Origin of the sequence: Verrucosispora sp. ts21 (genome assembly GCF_002879555.1) — a bacterium.
In the GTDB taxonomy this organism is placed as follows: Bacteria; Actinomycetota; Actinomycetes; order Mycobacteriales; family Micromonosporaceae; genus Micromonospora; species Micromonospora gifhornensis.
Genome location: NZ_PNOZ01000004.1, coordinates 28,740 through 50,556, shown reverse-complemented (window position 1 = coordinate 50,556; position 21,817 = coordinate 28,740). Strand labels below are relative to the sequence as shown.

Genomic DNA, 21,817 nt, shown 5'->3' with positions numbered 1-21,817 from the left:
CTACTCAGGGAGAATGGTTACGTTCTGCGCGAGCAGCTGGTCCACGAGCCTGGCGTAGCGTTCCGGGCCCCACTGGGGTGGCTGTTGTCCGGGCTGGGGCTCGTCTCCGTTGTCCACGAAGAACTTCTCGTGTCCGCCCGGGGTGAAGATGACCAGCATTCTGGCGTCGGTGTCGCCCACGTTTGTGAACCTGTGCCGGTTGCCGCGCGGGATGAAGACGAAGTCACCGGCCTCGGCCACGTGGAGTTCATCGCCGTTGAGGAACTCCAGGCGGCCCGACAGCACGTAGAACGCTTCGTCCTCGTTGCCGTGGCTGTGTGCCACCGGTCCCGCCCCGGGTGGCACGGTGGCTTCGATGAACCCGAGAGAGCCGTTGGTGTCGTCTGCGGTGACCTTGATGGTGTAGGTGTCGCCTGCGAGCCACCTGTGGGTGCCCTCGGAGTGCCGGACGAAGATGCCGCCGCGAGCGGTCCACCGCGGGTCGTTCTTGTCGGGCACGGGGAACGGGAAACTCATCTGCTACTCCTTGGATTTGTGCAGGGAAGGGCAGCCGGGTGCCGCCCTGTTGCGTGGGCTTGTGGAGGGTTCAGGGAGGACGCTCGTCAGGCCTTCGCAGATCGGTGCAGGATGCCGTCGGGGTCGTAGCGCTTCCACAGCTCGTGGACCCGGGCGCCGGTCGGCCCTGGGTAGGCGCGAGCGAATGTCGTCGCATCGGGATGGCTCTCGAAGTTCACGTACGCGCCGTCCACGTGCGGTGCGAAGGCACCCCAAGCGGTCGAAAGGGCCTTCCGGCCGTACGGTGGGAACGTCGAGGCGATGACCAGCGTCTTGTGGTGACGATGTGGGTAGGCGGTGGCGTCCGGGTCCAGGTCGTTGGCGGCGCCGCCGAGTGAGCGCAGCTGGATCAGGACCGGGTCGCGGCCCGTCACCGCCTTCACCAGGGCGCGGGCCGCGTCGCGGTTGATGCCCGCGAACAGGCCGTTGGTGGTGTGAGTGGGCATCTGACCGGTATTCGGGTGCAGATGCGCCGGTGGGACCAATTTCGGGTACGGCAGGACCTGTGCCTGTTGGACCGCGATTCCCCTGATATCGAGGAGCGGCTGAAGGGCTTGCTGGATCGTGGCCGGCTTGTCCGAGGCCACGACGGCGGTGATGGAGGCGACCGGCGTGTTGCCCTGGGAGGTCAGCATCACCGCCGTTGTCAGGGCACGTGGCGCGGCTGCCATGACGGCACCCCAGCGCTGCAGGTTACCGCCGGCCCCATCCACTCGCATGACGAGCTGGGCGAACCCGACGTCACGCAGTTCGATGGCCTCGATCTCGAAGGCCACCGCGATCCCCGCGCCGGCTCCCGCACCGCGCATCACCCACAACAGATCGGGCTCGGTGTCGGCATCGGCGCGGACCTGGGTGCCGTCGGCCAGCACCACCTCCACTGCGCGGACGTGGTCGATGGTGAGTCCGTAGTGCCGGACGAGCCATCCGATGCCGCCCGCCGTTGCCAGGCCTCCGACACCGACGTTGCCGTGGTCGCCGGAGCTGATAGCCAGTCCGTGCGGGGCGAGTGCCTTTGCGACCTGCGCCCAGCGGGCGCCCGCCTCCACCCGCACCAGGCGCGTACGGCGATCGAGGACGTCGACGCGGCGCATCTCGCTCAGGTCGATGACGAGTCCGTTGTCGTTCGTGGCGCTTCCGGACAGGCCATGCCCGCCGCTGCGGACCGCGAGGGGGAGATTCCGCTCGCGGGCGAGCCGCAGCGCCGCGGCGACGTCGTCGGCCGACTTGGCGAGGACGACTGCTGCGGGCTGGCCGACGGTGGTGTATGTGGAGCGGAGCAGTCTGTAGCGAGGATCACCCTCGGTGACGATTTTGCCGGTCAGGCCGGCCGGGACGGCGCCAAGGCGCGTGGTCATCGTGTACTCCTGAGGGCTTCGACGCGGTCGCGGACCGCCGGGACAATCTCGGCGGCAAAAATCGAGAGCTGGTTTTCGGGGTCGGCCACGGGCCAGAACACGAAGGTGTCGAACCCGAGGACGACCACCCATTCGCTGAGCGTGTCCACCCATTGGCGCACGCCACCCACCAGTCCCTGGGCGCCCCGGAAATGCCCGATGGCGCCGATCACGTTGTAAATTCGCCGAACCGATTCCGGGGCACGTCCGGCAGCCGTAGCCGCCTCATCGATGATCTGCTGGCGGGCGGGCACGTGCTGCGGCGGAACGTAGATGTTGAGCGGCGAGACCCATCCGTCCGCCGCCCTGCCGGTGACCGCCAGCATCTTGGGCCCTTGGGCACCGAGCCAGAGTCCGACGGGCTTGGGCGGCCGAGGGCCGGCGCGATAGCCGGTCACCGAGTGATGGGGGGTTTGCAGTCGTACGGGGTCCGCGGCCAGGGCCGCCCGCAGGAGCATGAGCGACTCCTCCGTGAAGGTGACCATCTGTCCGCCGCGTCGGGGCACACCGCCCATTGAGGCGATGGCGTCGGCGAAGGCGCCACCGCCGACGCCGAGGTGGATGCGGCCGTCGGTGAGCACGCTCAGCGAGGCGGCGGCCTTGGCGAGCATCGTCGGTGGGCGCAGTTGCAGGTCCGCCACGTCGGTGAAGAAGGAGATGCGCTCCGTGGCGACAGCGAGGCTGCTGATCAGAGTCCAGCTGTCCAGGTGCCCCGGCTGGTAGGGGTGGTCCTGCACGGCGAGGAGGTCCAGGCCAACGTTCTCGGCCAGACGCGCGAGGTGCCGGGTCTGGTCCAGTGACGCGGCCGAGGGATCCAGGCTCAGCCCGAAGGCGAGAGGGCGTCCGTAGTCGGTCATGGGTCCACGATGCGGCGGACGGCACGTCGGAACAAACGACCGGTAAGATGCTTATCTTTAGTAAGTAGATGTCGACTCGGGAGCCGCAAGATGATCAACACGCAGCAGCTGCGCCCGGAACGCAACTCGATCAACGATGACACGTGCCCGAGCTTCCAGGAGACGCTCGAGCTGATCGGGCGCCGCTGGACAGGCTCGATCCTGGCCGCCGCCGCTCAAGGTGCTCGCCGCTTCGGCGAGTACCGCGCCGCCATCGATGGCATCTCCGACCGAATGCTGACGCAGCGCCTGAAGGAGCTCGAGGCAAACGGGCTCATCGAGCGGACCGTGATCCCCAGCACGCCGGTGCAGATCCGGTACGACCTCAGTGCCGACGGCAAGGCCTTGTCGCAGGCCCTGCAGCCGCTGACGAGATGGAGCATCGAACGTTCCGCTCGGCGTGCACGCTAGCCCTACGGCCGGTCGGCGGCAAGGGTGGCATGAAACGCTGGGCCGGCGTCGACGACCACAACATCCCCCTCGGATCCGTCGGCGCCCCGACGAACTCGTGGATGAACGGCTTCGGCATGATCCGCCCGCTGCACCCCCGCAACGCCGCGATCGTCGACTTCCATCTCCAGTCAAGCCGGTGGAACGATCGTCAGGCTTCCATCAAGCCACTCCGCGACCGACGTGGGAGTTCCGGCAGGACCGCGCACCAGGACAAGCCACCCACAGGCCGGGACAGCGAATTAACGAGCGATCCTCGTCGGGACACCCGGATCACTTTGACACTAACGCGAAGAAAGCCGTGGCCCGTTTGACCCTGGGCGAAGGCTACCGTTTCCGGGCACACCTGGTCACCACCATCCGACCCTTCGGCAAACACATCGTTGGTCACGATGACAATAGCGACACCAATACCGCGCCAGAACAGCAACTACCAGCGAAAACTCACGACTCTACCGGGTTCCATCTGGAGCACTAACAAAACAGCGGCAAAAAGTAAGTAACTTAAGGGCAATTTGTTGCCGCCCCGGACCTCACTGATTCTGGATAACGCGGCCGGACCTCCGGTCGGCGCGTCTCTAGATGTGGGGGAACAATGGCAAGGTCCAAGGCGGTCCTCTGGACCGTCCTTACTGCCCAGTTCATGGTCGTGCTGGATGGGACGATCGTGACGGTGGCGCTCCCGTCGATTGACACGGGGCTGCACTTCGACAGCCAGCTACAACTCCAGTGGGTAATCAACGCGTACATCCTGCTGTTCGGTGGTTTCCTGCTCTTCGGCGGGCGGGCCGGCGACCTGTTGGGCAGGCAGCGCCTGTTCATCATCGGCCTGACGCTGTTCGGACTGTCGTCGCTGGTCAACGGCATCGCGCAGAATCCGGAGACGCTGATAGTCGGTCGGGCGGTACAGGGGCTCGGCGCCGCGCTCACCTCGCCCGCCGTGCTGTCCATCATCATCGTGACCTTCGAAGGGGTACGGGAGCGCGCGAAGGCGCTCGGGTACTTCAGCGCTGTCACCGCAACCGGCAGCGCCGCCGGCATGCTGGCAGGCGGCGCCCTCACCGAATGGCTCGACTGGCGGGCAATCTTCCTGGTGAACGTGCCCATCGTCGCGATCACGATCATCGGAGCGCTGCGCACCATCCCGAACAACCGACACGAAGCGGCGCGGCAGACCCGCATGGATCTGCCAGGAGCGGTCATCATCACCGCCGGCCTCATGCTTCTGGCCTACGGGGTTGTGAACGCGGTCGACTGGGGCTGGGGCTCGGCCCGGGTGTGGCTGATCATCGCCGGAGCTGCCGCCCTGATCGGGCTGTTCCTGGTCGTCGAAGCCGCATCCAAGCAGCCCCTGGTGCGCCTGGGCATCTTCAAGGGCCGCGCCCTGGCGTCGGCGAACATCGCGATGATCCTCATGACCGGCGGCATGTTCGTCATGATGTTCTTCCCGACGCTGTACCTGGCGCAGGTGAAGGGCTACGGCCCGATCGAGGTGGGCCTGGCGTACCTGCCGTGGCCCATCGCGATGGCTGCTGTGGGTGGAGTGGCTCAAAAGGTCATCGCCAAGGCAGGTCCGAAGCTCCCGCTGTCGATCGGCCTGGTCATCGTGGGGGCTGGTCTGTTCCACCTCAGCTTCCTCGAGACGGACAGCTCGTACGCCAGCGGGATTCTCCCCGGCATGCTCCTGACCGCGATCGGTGCCGGCTTCTCGTGGGCATCGCTGTTCCTGGTCGCGTCGGTCGGCGTGCGGCCCGAGGAGAGCGGACTGGCATCCGGTCTGATCAACACGTCACAGCAGCTGGGCAGCGCGATCGGCCTGGCCACGCTGAGCTCGGTCGCCGCTGCGTACACGGCCGATCTGATCGCCGGCGGCGCCACCCCGAACGACGCCCTGGTCGAGGGCTTCGACCGGGGCTTCCTGATCGGCGCCGTGATCCTGCTGGTGGGGGCCGCCGTTGTCATCGTCGGACTGCGCGCGGCGGACGGCCGGCACACCCCCCGCCCGGACGAACAGGCCGAGCGTGGCCAGACACCGGTCATCAACCTCGAGCCCGCCCTGGGAGATTGAGGCAGCGGCCGAGAGTCGTCGGCCGACGGTCACCAAGCGGGGACGCCTCTCGGGCGTCCCCGCTCTGGCCTGATGATGGCAAGACGGGCTCGATCACCCGGCTCATGAGTCCGCGTGCTGCTCGCCGCTGTCCGCCCAGAGTTCGGCTGCAGGCGTCTGCCGACGGTGGCGATGCTTGTCACGTGAACCTTGCGAAACCGGCCCGGGCTAGGAACGCTCGCCTTTGTGAGGGTGATGGATGAGTGCCGGGAGACCAAGGAAGCCATGCAGGGGGTGCAGGGCGTACTCGAGACGCTGGGCCGCCGCTGGACTGGGGAAATCCTGACCGCCGGTGTATCGGGGGCGCGCCGGTTCCGAGAGTACCGCCGGACGGTGAATGGCATCTCCGACAGAATGCTCACCCTGCGGCTTCGGGAGCTCGAGACACTCGGGCTCCTGGCCCGGACCGTCGTGCCGAGCTCACCGGTGCAGGTGTACTACACGCCCACTTCGCACGCCATGAACCTTCTGCAGGCAGTTCGGCCCCTGGCCAGGTGGGGCGAGCAGCATATGGCGCGAGCGGAAGCGCATCGGGTCGCCTCGGAACAGACCCTCGCACCGACTACGCTGCATCAGGTCGCGGCATAACCCGGTGTCCACATCCCGGGGGGAACCTCACTTCCCCTGAGCACGCCGTCCTGGTCACCTACGCCTTGTTCGACGATCAGTTCGGAAAGGAAGAGGAACGCAGGGAACCTGGACCAACCGTCAAGCAACACCTGGGACGGAAACGCCAGGCCACAGGCTAACGATCAAGGTGGCTCGGACTCATTCTCGGCCTGCGGTGGATTACGCCGACGTAGGCCGCAGTAGGACCAAGCACAGCGCCCGTGCCGCACAAGCACAGCAACAGTGTGCCAACAGCCGTCGGCCCGCCGGTTAGTACTGTTATGCCAGCCACGTAGATCATTGCCAGCACCGCGGCGACGGCGAACGCGACCAGCAACTTCATGTGAAGGTGTCCGCTCTTCGCGGTGATCTCACCAACCCAGCCCGCCGGCACGAACAGCAACGGCACGAGGGCGGCACCCACACACGTCAGCGAGCAGCACATTGCCGGAAGAGCGAATGGGCCACCTAGATCCCCGGTGGTGTTCCAGGCGTACACAATCAGTCCGGCGTAGACGAAGGGCGCCTGAGCGACGAACACCATCCAGGCGACAGCCGCACCAACAGCGTGGCGATTAGTCGTACTGCTCATGATGCCTCCCGTGTAACGACTCCACCCCCGCCGCCAACGATGCACACCGATGACAAACGTGCCTGCGCCGAGCGGACGGTCGGTCGGGATCGGGTGAGGTCGGTGTCCACGACGACGTCAGGGCAACGGCCCACCCGGTGGGCGTACTCCTCGACAGGGTCGTACGCGACCGCCGGCATGCCATCGCCGTCGGGCAGGTTCGCCTTGCTGGTGCGCCGTCACCGACGCGAACTGGCTACGGATCCGCTCTCGTCGCCACCCCTCACGCGAAGGTGGCAGCCGAGGACGTCGAGTACTACCCGGCATCGAGCTCCAAGCTGTCGGCGGCGCTCGTCGGATGCGGATAGCAGCGTCGCAGGGCTTCCAACAGCCGTGACAACTCGGCTGCCAACGCCATCCGCTGCCTCGATGTCGCGCTCGCCGGCAGCGCCGCGACCCGGATCGCGACAGAGCACAGCTAGTTACCCAGGTGGCCATCAACTCGCTACGAATCTCGTCGATTGCGTACCGCGTCATCGCCTCCCCTTCCGAAGGCTTGCCGCAGCCTACCGATGACGGCGCGGTCCCCGGCTCGGCGGACGGCACCACCCGCGTCTGGGCAGACCGCGTCGACTTAGACGAGCTGACCGCCGTGGCGCGGACCCGGGTGTTCCGCGGGCTCACCGACGATGAGCGGCGTGCTCACCTGCTGCCGGTCGACGCGGACTCATAACGTCTGTTCGACCTCGCGGGTCTCCTCCCCCACCAGGTAGTCGCCCGGATCCAGCCCAAGCGTCTTACGGCGCTCCGAGGCCCAGTAAGCGGCGTTTGCCTCCTCGAACGACCCAGGCCCGTCATAGGAGATCACCCATACATGCTGGTTACGCGCGTGATCCTTCCACGAACCGTGGATCTCGAAACCGAGATCACGACGTAGCGGAACGACCAGGCGCTGCCACCGGTCCACCCACTCGTCCAACAGCCCATCCCGCACCGTGTAGGTACGAATCTGCACGGTTCTGGCCACGCCTACCACCCCGCCCGAGTCCGTTCCGTCATCGCCGTAGCTGAAGCCACACACGCAAGCCGGTAGCCGGCTTCTTCCTCACTGACGTTGGCGCCCGCCAGGCTTGGCTCCTCGTCACCTTCACCAGTAACAGCGGAACCATGACGGCGGCCAATCGGCCGCCCCGACGAACGGACCAGGTCCACCGCATCACGCTGAAACTCTTCCGTGTACTTCGATGGACGCCCCAACGGGGACACCCCTTCCTCTGGACCAACGTCCAGTTTCAGGGTGTCCACATCTCAGGGAGAAGCCCATCACCGCCCCGCCCGCCGCCGTCGCGGCATTCCTGGCCGACGCCGTCGGCTGGCGTTGGGCTCCCCCGCCCGATGCTCGGGGCGCTGGCCATGCGAGCTTTCGCTCGACGACCGGTGCCGGCCTGAGCACGTAATCAACCGGTGTGGCGTGTCCGATCCAGCTTCCAGCGCACTTGGAATGTCAGCGCCGCGGCCATCAGCACCGCCGGGACCACGGTGAAGCCGATCAACAGGGCGGTGTGGGCGGACTCCGGCTGCGTCACGGTCTGCCCCTCGGTGGTGGAGATGAAGCCGCCCAGGGCGAGCACGGCCGAGTACACGTACGGGCCGATTGCGGTGCCGGTGGCTTCGGTGGCAGTCCAGACACCGGTGTAGGCGCCAGCCCGGACGGTACCGCGCTGCTCGGCGGCCGCGACCGCATCCGGGACCATCGAGAACGCGAACAGCTGCAGCCCGGCGAACGCGATGCCCAGGACGCCGACCACCGCGACAGCCGGCCCGGTGCCGTAGCCGAGCAGCGGCGCCAGCGAACCGGCCACGAAGACCGCCTGGCAGATCAGCAGGCCACGCTGCTTGCCGATGCGCCGGGACACCTGCATCCACACCGGACCGGCGACGACCGCTGGACCGAGGAACGCCCCCATGAACACGGCGGTCAGCCCAGAGTTCTCGAAGACGTACCTGGTGTAGAACGGCAGCGCTGCGAGGAACAGGTGGGTAGTGGTGCCGGTGAACAGGTAGGACAACACCAGCGCGCGGAAGTCGGGGTCCCGCCAGGCGACCGCGATGTCACCGATGGTCGAGTGGGCGGCCTGCTGGTCGGGCATCCGGAAACCGGCGTGGGCAGTGAGACGCCGTACCCCGGTCAGTGCGACCAGCCCGGAGATCACCATGACGCCGGAGAGCAGCAGGGCCATCCAGCCGTAGTCGCCGCGCCGTCCCGACGCCACCAGCGCCGGTGCGGCCACACCGGCACCAAGCAACCCGAGGGTGAGGAAGAGCATCCGGAACATGAACACCCGGGTGCGCTCGTGGTACCCGACTCGAAGATCGGACGGGGTGGTCAGGTAGGGCACCTGGAAACACGCGAAGAGCAGGTTGCCGGCGATGAACCAGCCGCCCACCCAGAGCGCCGCCGATGCGCCGGAGAAACCGGCGGGCACCGAGAACATCGCCACCATGGCCACCGGAAGCAGCAGGCCGACCCGCAGCATGCCGAGCCGGTGTCCGCTGCTGCGCGCTTCCCGATCGGATCGGCTGCCCAGCATCGGATGCACGATGATGTCGATGATCTTCGGCAGCAGCAGGGTGAGACCGGCCAGGAACGGCGAGACACCGAGCGTATTGGTGAGGAAATAGAGCAACAGCAGGCCGGGAACGGTCACCCAGACGCCCATCCCGACCGAACCAGTGGCGTACGCGGTCAGGTCACCTGCCCTGGTCCGCACCTCGCCCGCCGTCCCGCGCAGCGCCGTCATCGGGTCGCCTCGTGGCGTGCGACCACACCCGCGGCCAGCTCGGCGCCCTGGAACGCGCCGGAGCGGACCCGGCCGGCGAGGGTGCGCGCCACGATCCGATCGGTCAGCGCGGGCAGGTGACGGGCCAGGAAGAACTCGACCGCGCCCCGCCGGGTGGTGGGTAGATCACGGCGAGGACGGCGACTGAGCGCGGCGCGCAGCACGGTGCGGACCACCCCGTCCAGCGGCTCGTACTGGCTCATGCCCTCCAGCGAGAGCCCGGCCGCTGCCGTCGAGTCGTGGATCGGGCTTCGTACCGCCGACGGGTACACGCAGGTGACGCCGACATGGGTGCCGAGCTCCAGACGCAGCGCGTCCGCGTACGCGACCAGGGCGCGCTTGGAGGCGCCGTACGCAGCGGCCAGCGGCAACTGCATGACGGCCATCCGCGAGCTGAGCATGACTATCCGGCCACCAGAGGCGACCAGCGCGTCCACACATGCGGCGGTGACCCGCCAGGTGCCCAGCAGGTTGATGTCGAGCTGGCGGCGTACTTCCGTGCCCGGCGCCAGTTCGGCCGGGGCGGGCCCACCGATTCCGGCGTTGTTGATCAGCAGGTCGAGCCCACCGAGGTGGTCAATTGCTTCGCGTACCGCCGCCGGCACCGCGTCGTCGTCGGTGATGTCGCAGGCCAGGACCCGGACCGGGTCATCGGCGCGGGGTGCCAGGTCCAACCCGACGACCTCGGCTCCGAGTTCGTCCAGGCGGGCACAGATGGCCCGGCCGAACGTGCCGGAGGCACCGGTGACGAGGACACGCAATCCGCGGGGGTCTCGGGCGCTCAAACCACACTCTCCTGGGCGGTGAAGGTGCGTCCGCCTCGGGCGAGGCGATTGCGGCCAGCCGCGATCTCCCGGGGCAGGTCGGCGACGTACCTGTCGAAATCGATACGCATGTGCGGCCGCGCGTTCGTGCCCCACCGCTCGATCGCGGCGCGCAAGGCTCGCTGCACGGCGTGCTGCTGTTCGTCGATGCTGGGCAGGGCATAGTCGCCGGAGAGATACGCGGCGACCAGTTTGGCCTGGACCTCCACGACCGGCAGAGCGGCACCGGTGGACTGCATCAGGCCGACGAATGCCAGGCTGGGGTCGTCGAGATGGAAGACCCGCTGGTACAGCGGCAGCTGCTGGGGGTCGGGGCCCAGCCATTGAGGGGACAGGAACGGGATACTCACCCGGTACCCGGTGGCCCAGACGATCACGTCGACCGGGTCGGCGCTGCCGTCGGTGAACATCACCCGTTCCCCGTCCAGCCGTTCGATGCCGGGACGCGGGGTCACCTCACCGTGGGTGAGCCGGTGCAGGATCGTGTCGCTGATCGTCGGATGGTTCTGGAACAGGCCACCGGCCGGGGCGGGTAAGCCGTACCTCTGCGGGGTCCCGACGGCGAGCCGCAACAGGGTCTCGGCGATACGCTGCCGCAGCCGCCACGGCAGGGCGGCGAGGGCGCCACCGGTCGCGTCGGCCGGGCGGCCGAACAGGTACTTGGGGACGATGTGGACGCCGCGCCGGGCGGAGAGCAGGACCGGCCCTCGAGCGACGTGCGAGGCGTCCACCGCGATGTCCATGGCCGAGTTGCCCATGCCGACGATCAGCACCCGCCGATCCCGGAAGACGTCCGGCGTGCGGTAGTCGTGGGCGTGCATCTGGGTGCCGTGGAACGTCCCCGGATAAGCCGGATCCGGGTAGCGCGGATCCCAGTTGTGGCCGTTCGCGACCACCACGGCGTCGTACCGCTCGGTGTCACCGGACTCGGTCGTCACCGCCCAGAGCCGGTCACGCTCGACGCGGGTGACCGTGCTCCCGAACCGGATGTGCGGAATGAGACCGAACGACTGCGCATAGTCGGCCAGGTAACTGGCGACGCGACTGGCCGACGGATAGTCGGGCCAGTCCGCGGGCATCGGAAAATCCGCGAACTCGGTGCGGCGTTTGCTGGTGTTCAAGTGCAGGGAGGCGTACGCCGGGGACAAGCCGCTGCTGTTGTCCCTGACCCACAGGCCACCGGGCCGGTCACCCTTCTCGTACGCCACCACCGCACAACCGGCGTCGAGCAGCGCCTTCACCGTGGCGAGACCGGCTGCTCCCGCACCGATCACCGCCACCCGACTCGAAACGGCCACGGTGCTCCTCGACGGTTGTAGCTTCCGCCAAACCGTAGAGCCTGGCACAGGGCGAATACATGGCGTGGAGCACGCAGTTTCGGGTTCTTGTTGTAGCGCACCACAACGGCGGGGAGCATGACAGGATGACGCATCCGGACGGCTGGACGACAGTGGTGGACCTGATCGAACGCGTCGTGGGCGATGACGAACTGCTGCCGTCGGTGGTCGCCGGAGTCCGTACCACCGTGCGGGAGGTCTCCGCACTGCCCACCTCCGACATCGCCGGACACACCCGCGCTCTGCTGGTGGCCGCAACCCGCGCCTTGGCCGCACGGCGCGGCCCCACCGAAGCTGAGCTGTCGTTCGTCGCGGACCTCGGTGTCACCCGCGCCCGGCAGGGCGTGCCGATCGAATCGGTGCTGGGCGCGATCCACTTCGCCGAGCGCGCGATCTGGGCCCGGGCCCGGGAACTCGCCCGGGACCAAGGCGTCAGCGCCGAGCAACTGTTGGACGTCCGGGACCTTTACGACGACTGGGCCGAGGCCGTCCGGGCCCGGCTGATCAGCGCGCATCGGGCTACCGGAGCCAGCACGGATCCGCTTCCCGGGCGCCGGGACACGGCACTGCTGCGGCGGCTGCTCCAGGGTGGTTCGGCGGCCACGCTGGCAGCCGCCGAGGCCGGCCTTCCGGTCACCGACGGGCTGTGGGTGCTCGTCGCCCGGCCCGGAGAAACCGCCGCCGGCATCGAACGAGCCGTACGCGAGCACCCGCCGGTGCTGTGCGCAACCGTGGACGACCTGATGGTCGGAGTTCTGTCCCGGGCTCCGTCCGCCCGCCTGGAGGGGATCGGGGCCGTGGCGGGGCTCGCCGGTCCGGCCGAACCGGAGAAACTCGCGCCGGTGCGGCGGCTCGCCACCGCGGCCCTGACCGCCGCCGAGTCCACCGGCCGCACCGGACTGGTTCACATTGCCGATGTGGCCTGGCTGGCGGCGTTGACCGAGCGGGCAGACCTGGCAACGGTGCTGCTCGACCGGTACGCGCCCGCTTGGGCGGCACTCGGACCGACTGCCGAATCGGTGGCGCACGCCGTGCTCGCCTGGCTGGAGAGCGACCGCGATGTCGACCTCGCCGGGGCGAACCTTTTCGTGCACCCCAACACGGTTCGCAATCGGGTCCGGCGCTTCGCCGCCGTCACCGGCATCGACCCGGCGGGCACCTTCGGTGCCATGACCGCCTGGTGGCTCTGCCGAACCTGGCTGCGCGACGCGACCTGATCTCGCACCGCACGACGTGTTGTCCAAGCGGTGTTTCCGCTGTGAATCCGCAGGTTGCCAACACAGGATCACCACCCTCCCGCCAGACGGGAAGATCGGAGCCGCGAGGCCGCTTTGACGTCGTCGGTACGCTCTCGACGGTCCCGCGGCCGCGCTCCGCGGCGGCTTGAAGGTCCTCCCGCTCCTCCATGACCTTGGGGCGGCCGGTCGACGGTGCGCCTGTGACGAGGAGTCACTTCTTCTTCGCGGGGTAGGCGGCGTCCACCTCCACCTCGACCAGCCAGCCGTTGACCGGCAGGTTCTCGATCTCGATCGCGAACCGCGACGGCCGGGCGGGGTTGACCACCATCGGCGGGGCCGGGGCGGCCGACCCGAGCGGCACGAGCACCGGCTTGCCGGTCGACAGGCTGGTGTTGGCGAAGAACTGGCGGTACGCCCGGTTCCAGCCGTTGAAGTCCATCCGCTCCTGGCCGTCGGGATTCTGGAGGAACACCCGCATGCTGATGACGTCCTGGTAGGTCAGGCCCGCGCGGGCGAGGTTCTCCCCGATCCGGCGCAGCACGTTGATGCCCTGCGCCTCGGTGATGGTCACGCCGGGCGGCAGCACACCGCCGGGGAACACCTCGGTGTCGATGTAACGCGCCTCCGACCCGGCCGGGGCGGCCGGGTTGAGGGCGGCCGGGCCGAGCCCGCTGGACTTGTAGAGCGCGGTGCCCTTGCCGATGGCCACACCGTCGGCGATCGAGGGGTTGTCCTGTCCGGCAGGGAGCAGGGTGACGGTGGTACCGGGCCGGGGCGGGAACAGCCCGCCGGCGACGGCGCTGGCGGGGATGGCGAGAAGGACGACGGCGGCGGAGGCGAGGATGGCGCTTCGGCGCACGGTGGGGACCTTTCTGCCGGGGCGACCGGGGGTGGCGGGCGTGCTCATGCGGCCGTGACGCGGGCGTGCAGGGACTCGACGGCGACACGGGCGGAGACCATCGCGCCGTGCTGCCAGGCGATGGCGTGGCTGAGGTGGTCGCCGGCGAAGTAGACGTTGCCGGCCGGCTCCAGGAGACTGCGGTACGCGGCACCGGTCTGCCCACCGATGGCACCGGGCCAGCCGACCCACGCCCCTTCGGAGAACCGCGTGGAGGCCCAGTCCCGGGAGTAGGAGGCGGTGATTCCCTCGCCGTACACGTCACCGAATATCTTCTTGCCCTGCCGTACCGCCTCGGCCAGTCGCTCCGCCGGGGACAGGTTGCCGTAGAAGTTCGCGTTCCCGCCGGTGTTGTAGTAGCCGATCATGGTGCCCCGCTCGCCGTTGTAGCCGTACGACGGGTGCCACATGTTCCCGAGGTTGGTGTTGGCGTTCGTGATGCCGCCGTAGATGCGGAAGTCCTCCTCCCACCACCGGCGGTCGTACTCGATGCCGATCTTGCCGGCATTGGTGACGCTCACCGACCCGAGGGCAGTGACGACCGCCGTGGGCAGGTTGGAACTGATCTTCGCGGCGATGTGCGGCGGAATAGTGTTGATCGCGAAGTCGGCGACCGCCTTCTTCGGACCCTTCGGGGTGGTGTACACGACCTCGACGCCCGAGGTCGTGTTGCGGTACTCGACGATCTCGGCGTTGTAACGCATCCGGCGGGCACCGATCGCCGAGGCGAAGGCGTAGGCGATCTTGTCCATCCCGCCGACCGGCTGGTACATCATCATCGCCTGGTCGAAGCCCATCTCGAACGAGAAGTAGTTACCCACGGTCGAGGCGAGAAGGTCAGACATCGCGTACGGCGGGATGGTGGTGCCCGACTCCAGACCGGCGCCCGGCTGCGTGGCGTAGCCGCGCCGCCCGCCGCCGGTGTACCGGAAGCTGGCCGCCGGGTCGCCGGCGACCCGGTTCCCGATGGCGCCGAAGCTGCGTAGGTAGGCCAGGAGGCGTTCCTTGTCCTCGGCGGTGAGGTACTGGTCGAGCGAGCCCTGGTCGGTCGCCTTCGCGAGCAGCTCGGCCGTGTACCCGTAAGCGTCCGCCTTGGCGGCCCGGTGCCGGACCGGGACGCCGTTGAGGGCACCCGGCACGTTCTCGCGGTAGAGGAAGGCGTCGGCGTTCTGGTTGGTGAAGACCTCGATTGGGACGCCGAGTTCCCGGCAGTAGTCGATAGTCACGTGCATCTGCGGGATGCGGCCGGGGCCGGCGTTCATGTACTGGCCCTTGGAGAAGGTCGCCCGCTGGGTTTGTCCCTTGAGGTCGGTGGTGGTGTCGCCGCCCCGGACGGTCCGGTTACGGCCGCCGGGCCGGTCGCGCCCCTCCAGGACGGTGACCTCGTACCCGCCCTTGAGTAGTTCGTATGCTGCGGTGAGGCCGGCGATGCCACCGCCCATCACGATGACCGTCTTGCGGCCGTGCCGGCCGAGGTCGCTCTTCTTCGGTGGTGTGAACGGCGGTGTCTCCGCGGCGTGGGCGCTGGTCAGACCGAGCGCACCCATGCTGTGCAGCATGACGCCGGCACCACCGGCGATACCGACGCGACGGAGAAAATCCCTGCGGGTCTGGCTCATCAGGCCTCCGGGTGTGGGGTTGATCGACGACGCTAAAAGGCCTTCGTTAAGCCCGCGGATCGTCCCGAGGTCGGCCGTGTCACGTACCCGCCGGTAAATCGCCTTTCCGGTCAAGGAGCCAGGGTCCATCGGGGACATGCCGGCTGTCCCGCGTCGGCCGCCGCTTGGCTCGCCACGTGTCGATCGTGACGACCGAAGGATCAGACGGCTGGCGCGGTCCGGACGTGGGGTCGGGCCGGCTCGGTCCTCGCCGTTTGCGGCCACCGACCGGCCACGACGCCCTACGTCAGCACCGGTTGAAGGCCCTCGTCACCCCGGAGGACAACGACGTCGGCGCAGCCCTGCGACGCTACGCCCGGCTGCCCGGTCACGCGCTCTCGCCCGCCGGCCTTGACCATGCGCCCACAACCGACTCGAACTGTGGGGACGTACCCGAGCCGGGAGCCGCGCAGCGGTCCAGCGAATCCCATCCGACTCGACTCCACATCGCACAAGTCAGCGGCAAACCCGGACCTGTGCCCGCCAGCGCCATCCGGACATGCCGCGACCTGTGCGGCTGAGTTACGAACTCCGCCTGCTCCTCGGCGCATCTGACGACGACAACGTCGACCGAGCCCTACGGTCCCTGTGGCGTGCCCGTACCCAACGGCCTCGCCAGCTTCAGACACGCCCAGACCGAGTTCCTGTCCACCGCTCGCTGACCGCCAGTCCAGCCGGCTGCTGTTGGTACCCGACATCACCGACAGCGGCCGCGCTGGTCAGCGTCCATCGACGGTCCGATGATGACGGGCAGCTCGATGGTCGGTTGCGTCCACGGAAGTGGTGTACGACTTGCCCGTGTTGGGCGTGTTGCGTAGATAGGAGACGGCCACCGCGCGATCCTTCGAGACGGCTAAATCCAACGAAGGAGAGTGATGCGCGATGGCCGCATCTGAGAGTGTGAACCCTGTTGACCTGCTGTGCGAGCAGATCGCGGGCGCGTCGCCGGACGTGTTGCAGGCGATGGTGAAGACGTTCGCGCAGGCGGTGATGTCCGCCGAGGCGGACGCGATCTGCGGCGCCGGGTATGGGCAGCGCAGCGACGAGCGGGTGAACTCCCGCAACGGCTACCGCCCTCGGGAGTGGGACACCCGGGCCGGGACGATCGACCTGGCGATCCCGAAGCTGCGGCAGGGCAGCTACTTTCCGGACTGGTTGCTGACGCATCGGCGGCGGGCCGAGCAGGCCCTGGTGTCGGTCGTGGCGACGTCGTATCTGCTCGGCGTGTCGACACGGCGGGTGGAGAAACTCGTCGAGCAGCTCGGGATCCGGCAGCTGTCGAAGTCGCAGGTGTCGGAGATGGCCGCCCATTTGGACGCGCAGGTGCAGGCGTTCCGCAACCGGCCCCTCGACTCAGGGCATTACACGTTCGTGTGGATGGACGCGCTGACGATGAAGGTCCGCGAAGCGGGCCGGACCGTCAACGTCCACGCCCTGATCGCCGTCGGGGTCAACGCCGACGGCCAACGCGAGGTGTTGGGCCTGGACGTCGCCTCCGACGAAGACGGCGCCGGATGGCTGGCGTTCCTACGGTCGCTGACCGCCCGCGGCCTGACCGGCGTCCGGTTGGTCATCTCCGACGCCCACGCCGGCCTCGTGCAGGCGATCGGCGCTGCCCTGCCCGGAGCCTCCTGGCAACGATGCCGCACCCATTACCTGCGCAACCTGCTGACAAAGGTGCCGAAGTCGGCGCAGCCATGGATCGCGACCCTGGTCCGCACGATCTTCGACCAGCCCGACGCCGACGCCGTCCGGGCCCAGTTCCAACGGGTCGTTGCCACGATCGAAGCGAAGTTCCCCGCCGCGGCCGAGCACCTCGACACCGCCCGCGACGACCTGCTTGCCTTCACCGGCTTCCCGCGGGAGATCTGGCGCCAGATCTGGTCCAACAACCCGCAGGAACGGTTGAACAAGGAAATCCGCCGCCGCACCGACGTCGTCGGGATCTTCCCCAACCGCCCGGCGATCATCCGCCTCGTCGGCGCGGTCCTGGCCGAGCAGACCGACGAATGGACCGAAGGACGCCGCTACATGGGCCTGGAACTCCTCGCCAAAGCCCGCATGGTCACGATCAACACCGACCAACACCACAACGATCAGACCGACCCCACCCCGATCGCCGCATAACATCAGACCGGATCCCGCGATGGCCGTCTCTTACACCACTCGCGCGGACGTGACCCGATGGTCGCGGCGTTCGATGTCCTCCAGCCCTGATGGATGGTGGCGGGCAGCGACCTTGTCGACCGACGCGCGGCTGACCTGCCCAACCCGTCGATTGCCATCGCTCGTCACCCACGCCTGTCGGCCTGCTCGGCTGTACCGATGGCTGCACAACCCAAACGGACGTGCGGCCACGCGGGCAGCGGCCATCACCGGGACGCTGCCCGCTCAACGTCCATCAGCTCAAGCACCTCGTCGCTGAGTCCGTGGATCGCGATGTCGTCACGGTGGCTCTCCCACCGTTCGCGGTCGAGCACCAGGTTGATCTGCTCCTGGCGGGCACCGTCGAAAGCCCGGACTGTGGTGCCGTTCGACTGATAGCCAAGCGACCACGAGACTCCCAGCGACGGCGCGTTGGTGGACCAGGCGGCAGACTCCGCGCGATCCGCTCCCAGCCCGGCGAACGCAAGGTGCAGGACGGCGCCCCGCATCTCCTTGCCGTAACCACGCCGCTGGAACCGCCGCGCGATCCATGACCCCGTCGAGACGGTCTTGGTGATCCCGAAATCCTGCGCGCCGATCTCCTGCACCCCGACGCACGCGCCATCGACCTTCACCGCCATTACCAGGTTCCATCTGCTCGGCCGCCAGTCCGCCAGGGACGCCCAGTAGTACCGCAGGAACGACCACTCGGCCAGGGGAGACGGTCCCGACTCCCATCCCGCTACGGGCGTACGCGCCAGAAAGCGGTTCTGCGGATCGTAGATGCCGGCTGCCGCATGGATCGCCAGTTCGGCAAGCTCATCCTCACCCGGTACAGCCAACTCAAGCACGGACGTCGTCACCCGCAGACCGCGCACGGGCCAGATCTCGGCCAATGTCATCCGAGCATCATGCCCGGTCCTGCCACCTACCTTCGCCCGAAGGTGTTAGCGGATCTCCGAGGGCCGGGCCTCGGGGCAGAGCCCCGAAGTCTTCATGGTTCTTGTCGTCCATCAGCGTGGCCGGCCGGCCCGGGCCAATGCTGGCCGCAGGTCGGCCAGCAGGCCGGGACCGGGCCCCGGGAGGCGCTCCGTTCTACGGGCCGCCCTGATCCAAACAGCGAACGATTCGTCAACCATCCCGGCTGACGCTTTAGACATGACCAGCGGTCCCGGCCAAGGAGCGCTACCGGGCGGCGCACTTGACCGACGACTCGCCACACGTTCACGCACGCTATCCCAAGATCAGGCCGTGCGGTCAACGTCGTGCCGCGCACAATCGCGCAGGCCGTGTGGTCCCTACTTGGTTCCCGGGACGCTGACCCGTTCGATGACCGCAGCGCACGGTTCAGGAAGTGTGGGCACGACCCGAAGTCGTTCGGCAATGGCCTGGCTCGGCCTGCTCCCCATACCGGCATCTACGTCCAGGATCTGACAATCACTGACCGCCGTTGCCCATCGCGACGGGCATGGGCCGACTGTCCGCTTGAGAGCTGCCGATCTCCGCCAGGCCACGGGCTTGACGACCTGGTCTCGGCAGTCTCGCGGGCCTCCGCTGACCTCACCCAATGGCATGCCGGGGGGTTCGCAGCGACCGCCGCCGATGGCTGTAGAGCCAAGCCTTCATCCGCTGCCGGCTGGCAGGATCACTTGACGGCTGTGGGACCCTGACTGAGTGCTGATCAGAGCGATCCTCGCGGCCGTTATTGCCGCCGTGGGGTGCGCGGGGGCGGTCGTCTTCGCATATGCCGTGATCCTGGTCGGCGTGAAAGGCCAGCGCGCCAGCGAACGGGCATGGGGGCAGGCCGCCAACCTGCCCCGAGCTGTGTTTGCCAGCTACTTCGGGGCTGCCGGTCTTGCTCTCCTGTCCTTGGCCCACCTGGTTCAGGTCTACCGCAACGAAGAGTGGTTCTGGCTGATCGCGCCTCAGCAGGGAGCGGTGTTGCTGTCACTTGCGGTGGGATGGCTCGTGATGCACAGGACGGGCAAATCCGTATACCAGTAGCGGCGCGATCACCTCGCCGGCCAATCTCTGAGGAGAGCCGGGGTTCGGGGCGGAGCCCCGAGGTCTTCATGGTCTCGTCGTCTGTCAGGTAGCCACCTGAGACTTGACCAGCGGTCAAGCAGCGCTAGCCTAGGCACGCCTCAACTTGACTGATCTTGGTCCCCAGAACGCCAAGAAGGGCCGACCCGATATCCGGATCAGCCCTCTGGCCTGCGTCGGGACGGCCGGATTCGAACCGACGACCCCTTGACCCCCAGTTTGACAACGATTCTGTCACGCCATGCCGGAACAGGCTGAAACGTCCGCGGAATCGGACAAGAGTGACGCCCCGAAATGCCGTCCCATACCGCGCCTTGCCGTCTCATCCGCTCGCTGCAATCCCCCCGTTACCGGGCTCGTTACCGCGGATCGTCAAGGATTTCCTCTGCTCGGCAGTCCGGCGGGCCTGCGACGTGGCGCGACCGCCAGTGGCCGATCATCGATGTCAGGCTGGATAGGGTCCGACAAAGTGCGCGAGTCCTTCGCCCGTCGCACCGTCCACTACCGTGGTCCTGAACGTTGTCGTCACGAAGCAGCCTGAGGAGGCTGGTCGATCATGGTTGGTGCCAACACCGGCGGAGCCCCCGCCGGTTCCCACTACGCCGACCAGCGGCCCTATGTCGTCGCCGACCAGCTCGACGATCTACGGGGACCAACGAGCGGCGTCGTGAGCCTGGATCGCCGGCTCGACTGGTCCGGGCGGGCACGCTACGACCTGAGCAGCCCCCGGCGCCTGGCCAGCATGTACGAGACCGTGCTGCGCGAGGCGACCGCGCCCGATGACCTCACCCAATGGCTGGACGGCGCGACGTTGCTCCGTCTGTGGCCGATCTTGGTATTGCCTCCGCAGGTTCGCCATCTGTGGGAAGCGCGGTTTCCCGACCTGGCCAGAGCACGCCGGCACGCCGCATAGTGGCCGAGCAGAGCCCGCCGATCCATCGCCAGCTGGCGCAGATCGCCCTGAAGGTCGGCGGCCAGTACGGGTTCGCGTTGGCCGGCGGGCATGCGATCGCCGCCCATGGCATCCTCGAGCGCCCCAGTGAAGACGTCGATCTTGTTCGCCGACTGGCAACGCCGCGCCGACTTCCCCACCGCCGTCGACGAGGTGATCACCGCCTATCGTGCCGAGGGCTTCCGCGTCGACATCGACCTGTGGCTCGACACGTTCGCTCGGCTACACGTCACCGAACCGGCCCAACCAGACCAGCAGCACCGCGTGGAACTGGTCGCGAACTGGCGCGCCCAGCCGCCAGTCCAGATGGACATCGGTCCGGTCCTGCACCCCGATGACGTGATGGCCGGCAAGATGGACGCCCTCTACAACCGGGCAGCCGCCCGCGACTTCCTCGACATCGATGCCGCCATCAGCAGCGGCCGGTACACCCTCGACCAGCTCTGCGACCTCGCGCACGCCGCCGACAACGGATTCGACCGGAGCAGGTTCGCCGCGATGCTTCGCCACGTCGACCGCTTCGACGACGAAGACTTCACCGACTACGGTTTGGCGCCGCGTGAGGTCGCCGACATGCGGGCTCGCGTCTCTGCATGGCGGACCGCCCTGCTCCGAGAAGTCGAAAAGGTTCGATCAGCCTGCTCTGCTGCCCCCGTCTCCTCGGCCTGCTCGACTCACGGCACGTCCGGGTCAGGGTGCTCGATCCGACGGAGGCTCGCGGCAGCGTCATCGATCAGGCCGCTGTCGAGCAGCCAGTCAATGGCCCTGCGGGTTGCCCGAGCCTGGTGGAAGGCGTGCCAGACCGTCAGCAGGTGCGGATACTCGTCGTGCAGTTCGTCCCTGAACCGTCGGAAGGCACCCTTGCCTTGGACGGCCCGTAAGAGCCGGCGGCCCGCCTGCTCGTCGCTGACCCGCTCGGCAAAGTCGACCATGTCGCGGTGCCAGACGGAGGGCGGTAACGCCTCGATCGGAACCAGGTCGAGTTCATCGAGGTCCATCGGCGTCTTCCCGTCGATGCCGCCGTCAGCCGTCCACATCACGATCTCTCCGCTGGCCGGATCGATGAGCCAGCGGTACTCGTACGCGCTCTGGTCCTGCAGCGCCGTGGCGATCTCCTCGAGATCGAGGTGGCGTACGTCGAGCATGATGTCCACTCCCGTTGCCGTGGTCGTCGGCAACCACGGTAGATCCGCTTCCCTCTCGGCCGGCGAGACCGCCGGCCCGGTGAATTATCAGCATGGGGACCGAGGCCGTGAGGTGACTACTGCTCCAGCAATCCGGAATCGGGAGACCGGTC

Annotated in this window: 20 protein-coding genes and 1 pseudogene; 9 read left to right on the top strand and 12 right to left on the bottom strand. The window is 67.9% G+C overall.

Annotated elements, in window-relative coordinates:
- From C1A38_RS02485 to C1A38_RS02475, 3 genes are all read right to left on the bottom strand, one after another.
- Nucleotides 1–516 (bottom strand): quercetin 2,3-dioxygenase, encoded by a 516-nt coding sequence (locus C1A38_RS02485; RefSeq protein WP_102656196.1) that lies wholly within the window; start codon nucleotides 514–516, stop codon nucleotides 1–3.
- Between the two features lie 86 nt (nucleotides 517–602).
- Nucleotides 603–1,913 (bottom strand): FAD-binding oxidoreductase, encoded by a 1,311-nt coding sequence (locus tag C1A38_RS02480; protein ID WP_158244831.1) that lies wholly within the window; start codon nucleotides 1,911–1,913, stop codon nucleotides 603–605.
- Nucleotides 1,910–2,809: an LLM class flavin-dependent oxidoreductase gene (locus tag C1A38_RS02475; RefSeq protein ID WP_102656194.1), complete on the bottom strand. Its 900-nt coding sequence runs from the start codon at nucleotides 2,807–2,809 to the stop codon at nucleotides 1,910–1,912. Before C1A38_RS02475 ends, C1A38_RS02480 begins: the two co-directional genes overlap by 4 nt.
- Before the next feature lie 90 nt (nucleotides 2,810–2,899).
- Here C1A38_RS02475 and C1A38_RS02470 point away from each other — a divergent pair, with 90 nt between their 5' ends.
- The 3 genes from C1A38_RS02470 to C1A38_RS02460 all read left to right on the top strand — a co-directional run bounded on the left by C1A38_RS02470 (nucleotide 2,900) and on the right by C1A38_RS02460 (nucleotide 5,993).
- Nucleotides 2,900–3,259, top strand: coding sequence for a winged helix-turn-helix transcriptional regulator (locus tag C1A38_RS02470; RefSeq protein WP_102656193.1), 360 nt, complete (start codon nucleotides 2,900–2,902; stop codon nucleotides 3,257–3,259).
- Between the two features lie 634 nt (nucleotides 3,260–3,893).
- Nucleotides 3,894–5,366, top strand: a complete 1,473-nt coding sequence (locus C1A38_RS02465) for an MFS transporter (RefSeq protein WP_102656192.1) — start codon at nucleotides 3,894–3,896, stop codon at nucleotides 5,364–5,366.
- A 234-nt stretch (nucleotides 5,367–5,600) separates the two neighbouring features.
- Complete coding sequence (locus C1A38_RS02460) at nucleotides 5,601–5,993, top strand: winged helix-turn-helix transcriptional regulator (RefSeq protein ID WP_102656269.1); 393 nt, start codon at nucleotides 5,601–5,603, stop codon at nucleotides 5,991–5,993.
- A 157-nt stretch (nucleotides 5,994–6,150) separates the two neighbouring features.
- Here the strand turns inward: C1A38_RS02460 and C1A38_RS02455 are convergent, their stop codons facing one another.
- On the bottom strand, nucleotides 6,151–6,606 hold the full coding sequence (locus tag C1A38_RS02455; protein ID WP_102656191.1) for a hypothetical protein: 456 nt from the start codon (nucleotides 6,604–6,606) through the stop codon (nucleotides 6,151–6,153).
- 469 nt (nucleotides 6,607–7,075) lie between these two features.
- Here C1A38_RS02455 and C1A38_RS30595 point away from each other — a divergent pair, with 469 nt between their 5' ends.
- Nucleotides 7,076–7,318, top strand: coding sequence for a hypothetical protein (locus C1A38_RS30595; RefSeq protein ID WP_146017409.1), 243 nt, complete (start codon nucleotides 7,076–7,078; stop codon nucleotides 7,316–7,318).
- On the opposite strand, the gene C1A38_RS02450 is transcribed toward C1A38_RS30595, so the two are convergent.
- The 4 genes from C1A38_RS02450 to C1A38_RS02435 all read right to left on the bottom strand — a co-directional run bounded on the left by C1A38_RS02450 (nucleotide 7,313) and on the right by C1A38_RS02435 (nucleotide 11,547).
- A complete protein-coding gene (locus C1A38_RS02450; protein WP_102656268.1) occupies nucleotides 7,313–7,612 on the bottom strand; it encodes an NIPSNAP family protein in 300 nt (99 codons plus the stop codon). The genes C1A38_RS30595 and C1A38_RS02450 overlap by 6 nt on opposite strands.
- A gap of 430 nt (nucleotides 7,613–8,042) precedes the next feature.
- Complete coding sequence (locus C1A38_RS02445) at nucleotides 8,043–9,386, bottom strand: MFS transporter (RefSeq protein ID WP_102656190.1); 1,344 nt, start codon at nucleotides 9,384–9,386, stop codon at nucleotides 8,043–8,045.
- Nucleotides 9,383–10,210 carry an SDR family NAD(P)-dependent oxidoreductase gene (locus C1A38_RS02440; RefSeq protein ID WP_233196565.1) on the bottom strand — a complete coding sequence of 276 codons (828 nt, stop codon included), beginning with the start codon at nucleotides 10,208–10,210 and terminating at the stop codon, nucleotides 9,383–9,385. Before C1A38_RS02440 ends, C1A38_RS02445 begins: the two co-directional genes overlap by 4 nt.
- Complete coding sequence (locus C1A38_RS02435) at nucleotides 10,207–11,547, bottom strand: flavin-containing monooxygenase (RefSeq protein WP_102656188.1); 1,341 nt, start codon at nucleotides 11,545–11,547, stop codon at nucleotides 10,207–10,209. Before C1A38_RS02435 ends, C1A38_RS02440 begins: the two co-directional genes overlap by 4 nt.
- Nucleotides 11,548–11,672: 125 nt before the next feature.
- On the opposite strand from C1A38_RS02435, the gene C1A38_RS02430 reads away from it, so the two are divergent.
- Nucleotides 11,673–12,803 (top strand): PucR family transcriptional regulator, encoded by a 1,131-nt coding sequence (locus C1A38_RS02430; protein ID WP_102656187.1) that lies wholly within the window; start codon nucleotides 11,673–11,675, stop codon nucleotides 12,801–12,803.
- A 232-nt stretch (nucleotides 12,804–13,035) separates the two neighbouring features.
- Here the strand turns inward: C1A38_RS02430 and C1A38_RS02425 are convergent, their stop codons facing one another.
- Together C1A38_RS02425 and C1A38_RS02420 are read right to left on the bottom strand one after the other, a co-directional pair.
- Nucleotides 13,036–13,683, bottom strand: coding sequence for a Rid family hydrolase (locus C1A38_RS02425; RefSeq protein ID WP_199180056.1), 648 nt, complete (start codon nucleotides 13,681–13,683; stop codon nucleotides 13,036–13,038).
- Between the two features lie 44 nt (nucleotides 13,684–13,727).
- Entirely contained in the window at nucleotides 13,728–15,341 is a 1,614-nt protein-coding gene (locus C1A38_RS02420) for a flavin monoamine oxidase family protein (protein WP_102656185.1), read from the bottom strand.
- 921 nt (nucleotides 15,342–16,262) lie between these two features.
- Between C1A38_RS02420 and C1A38_RS02415 the strand changes: the two genes are divergently transcribed.
- Nucleotides 16,263–17,507 (top strand): IS256 family transposase, encoded by a 1,245-nt coding sequence (locus C1A38_RS02415; RefSeq protein ID WP_102656184.1) that lies wholly within the window; start codon nucleotides 16,263–16,265, stop codon nucleotides 17,505–17,507.
- A 245-nt stretch (nucleotides 17,508–17,752) separates the two neighbouring features.
- On the opposite strand, the gene C1A38_RS02410 is transcribed toward C1A38_RS02415, so the two are convergent.
- On the bottom strand, nucleotides 17,753–18,427 hold the full coding sequence (locus tag C1A38_RS02410) for a GNAT family N-acetyltransferase (protein WP_102656183.1): 675 nt from the start codon (nucleotides 18,425–18,427) through the stop codon (nucleotides 17,753–17,755).
- Nucleotides 18,428–19,199: 772 nt separating this feature from the next.
- Between C1A38_RS02410 and C1A38_RS02405 the strand changes: the two genes are divergently transcribed.
- From C1A38_RS02405 to C1A38_RS32305, 3 genes and pseudogenes are all read left to right on the top strand, one after another.
- The gene (locus C1A38_RS02405; protein WP_102656182.1) at nucleotides 19,200–19,529 is read left to right on the top strand and encodes a hypothetical protein; all 330 of its coding nucleotides are present in this window, start codon (nucleotides 19,200–19,202) and stop codon (nucleotides 19,527–19,529) included.
- Nucleotides 19,530–20,124: 595 nt separating this feature from the next.
- A complete protein-coding gene (locus tag C1A38_RS02400) occupies nucleotides 20,125–20,481 on the top strand; it encodes a hypothetical protein (protein ID WP_102656181.1) in 357 nt (118 codons plus the stop codon).
- A pseudogene (locus C1A38_RS32305) lies at nucleotides 20,481–21,132 on the top strand (nucleotidyl transferase AbiEii/AbiGii toxin family protein); the annotation flags it as partial. The gene C1A38_RS02400 and the pseudogene C1A38_RS32305, both read left to right, overlap by 1 nt.
- Nucleotides 21,133–21,194: 62 nt before the next feature.
- Here C1A38_RS32305 and C1A38_RS02390 read toward each other — a convergent pair.
- The gene (locus C1A38_RS02390) at nucleotides 21,195–21,665 is read right to left on the bottom strand and encodes a UPF0158 family protein (protein ID WP_102656267.1); all 471 of its coding nucleotides are present in this window, start codon (nucleotides 21,663–21,665) and stop codon (nucleotides 21,195–21,197) included.
- Nucleotides 21,666–21,817 lie beyond the last annotated feature (152 nt).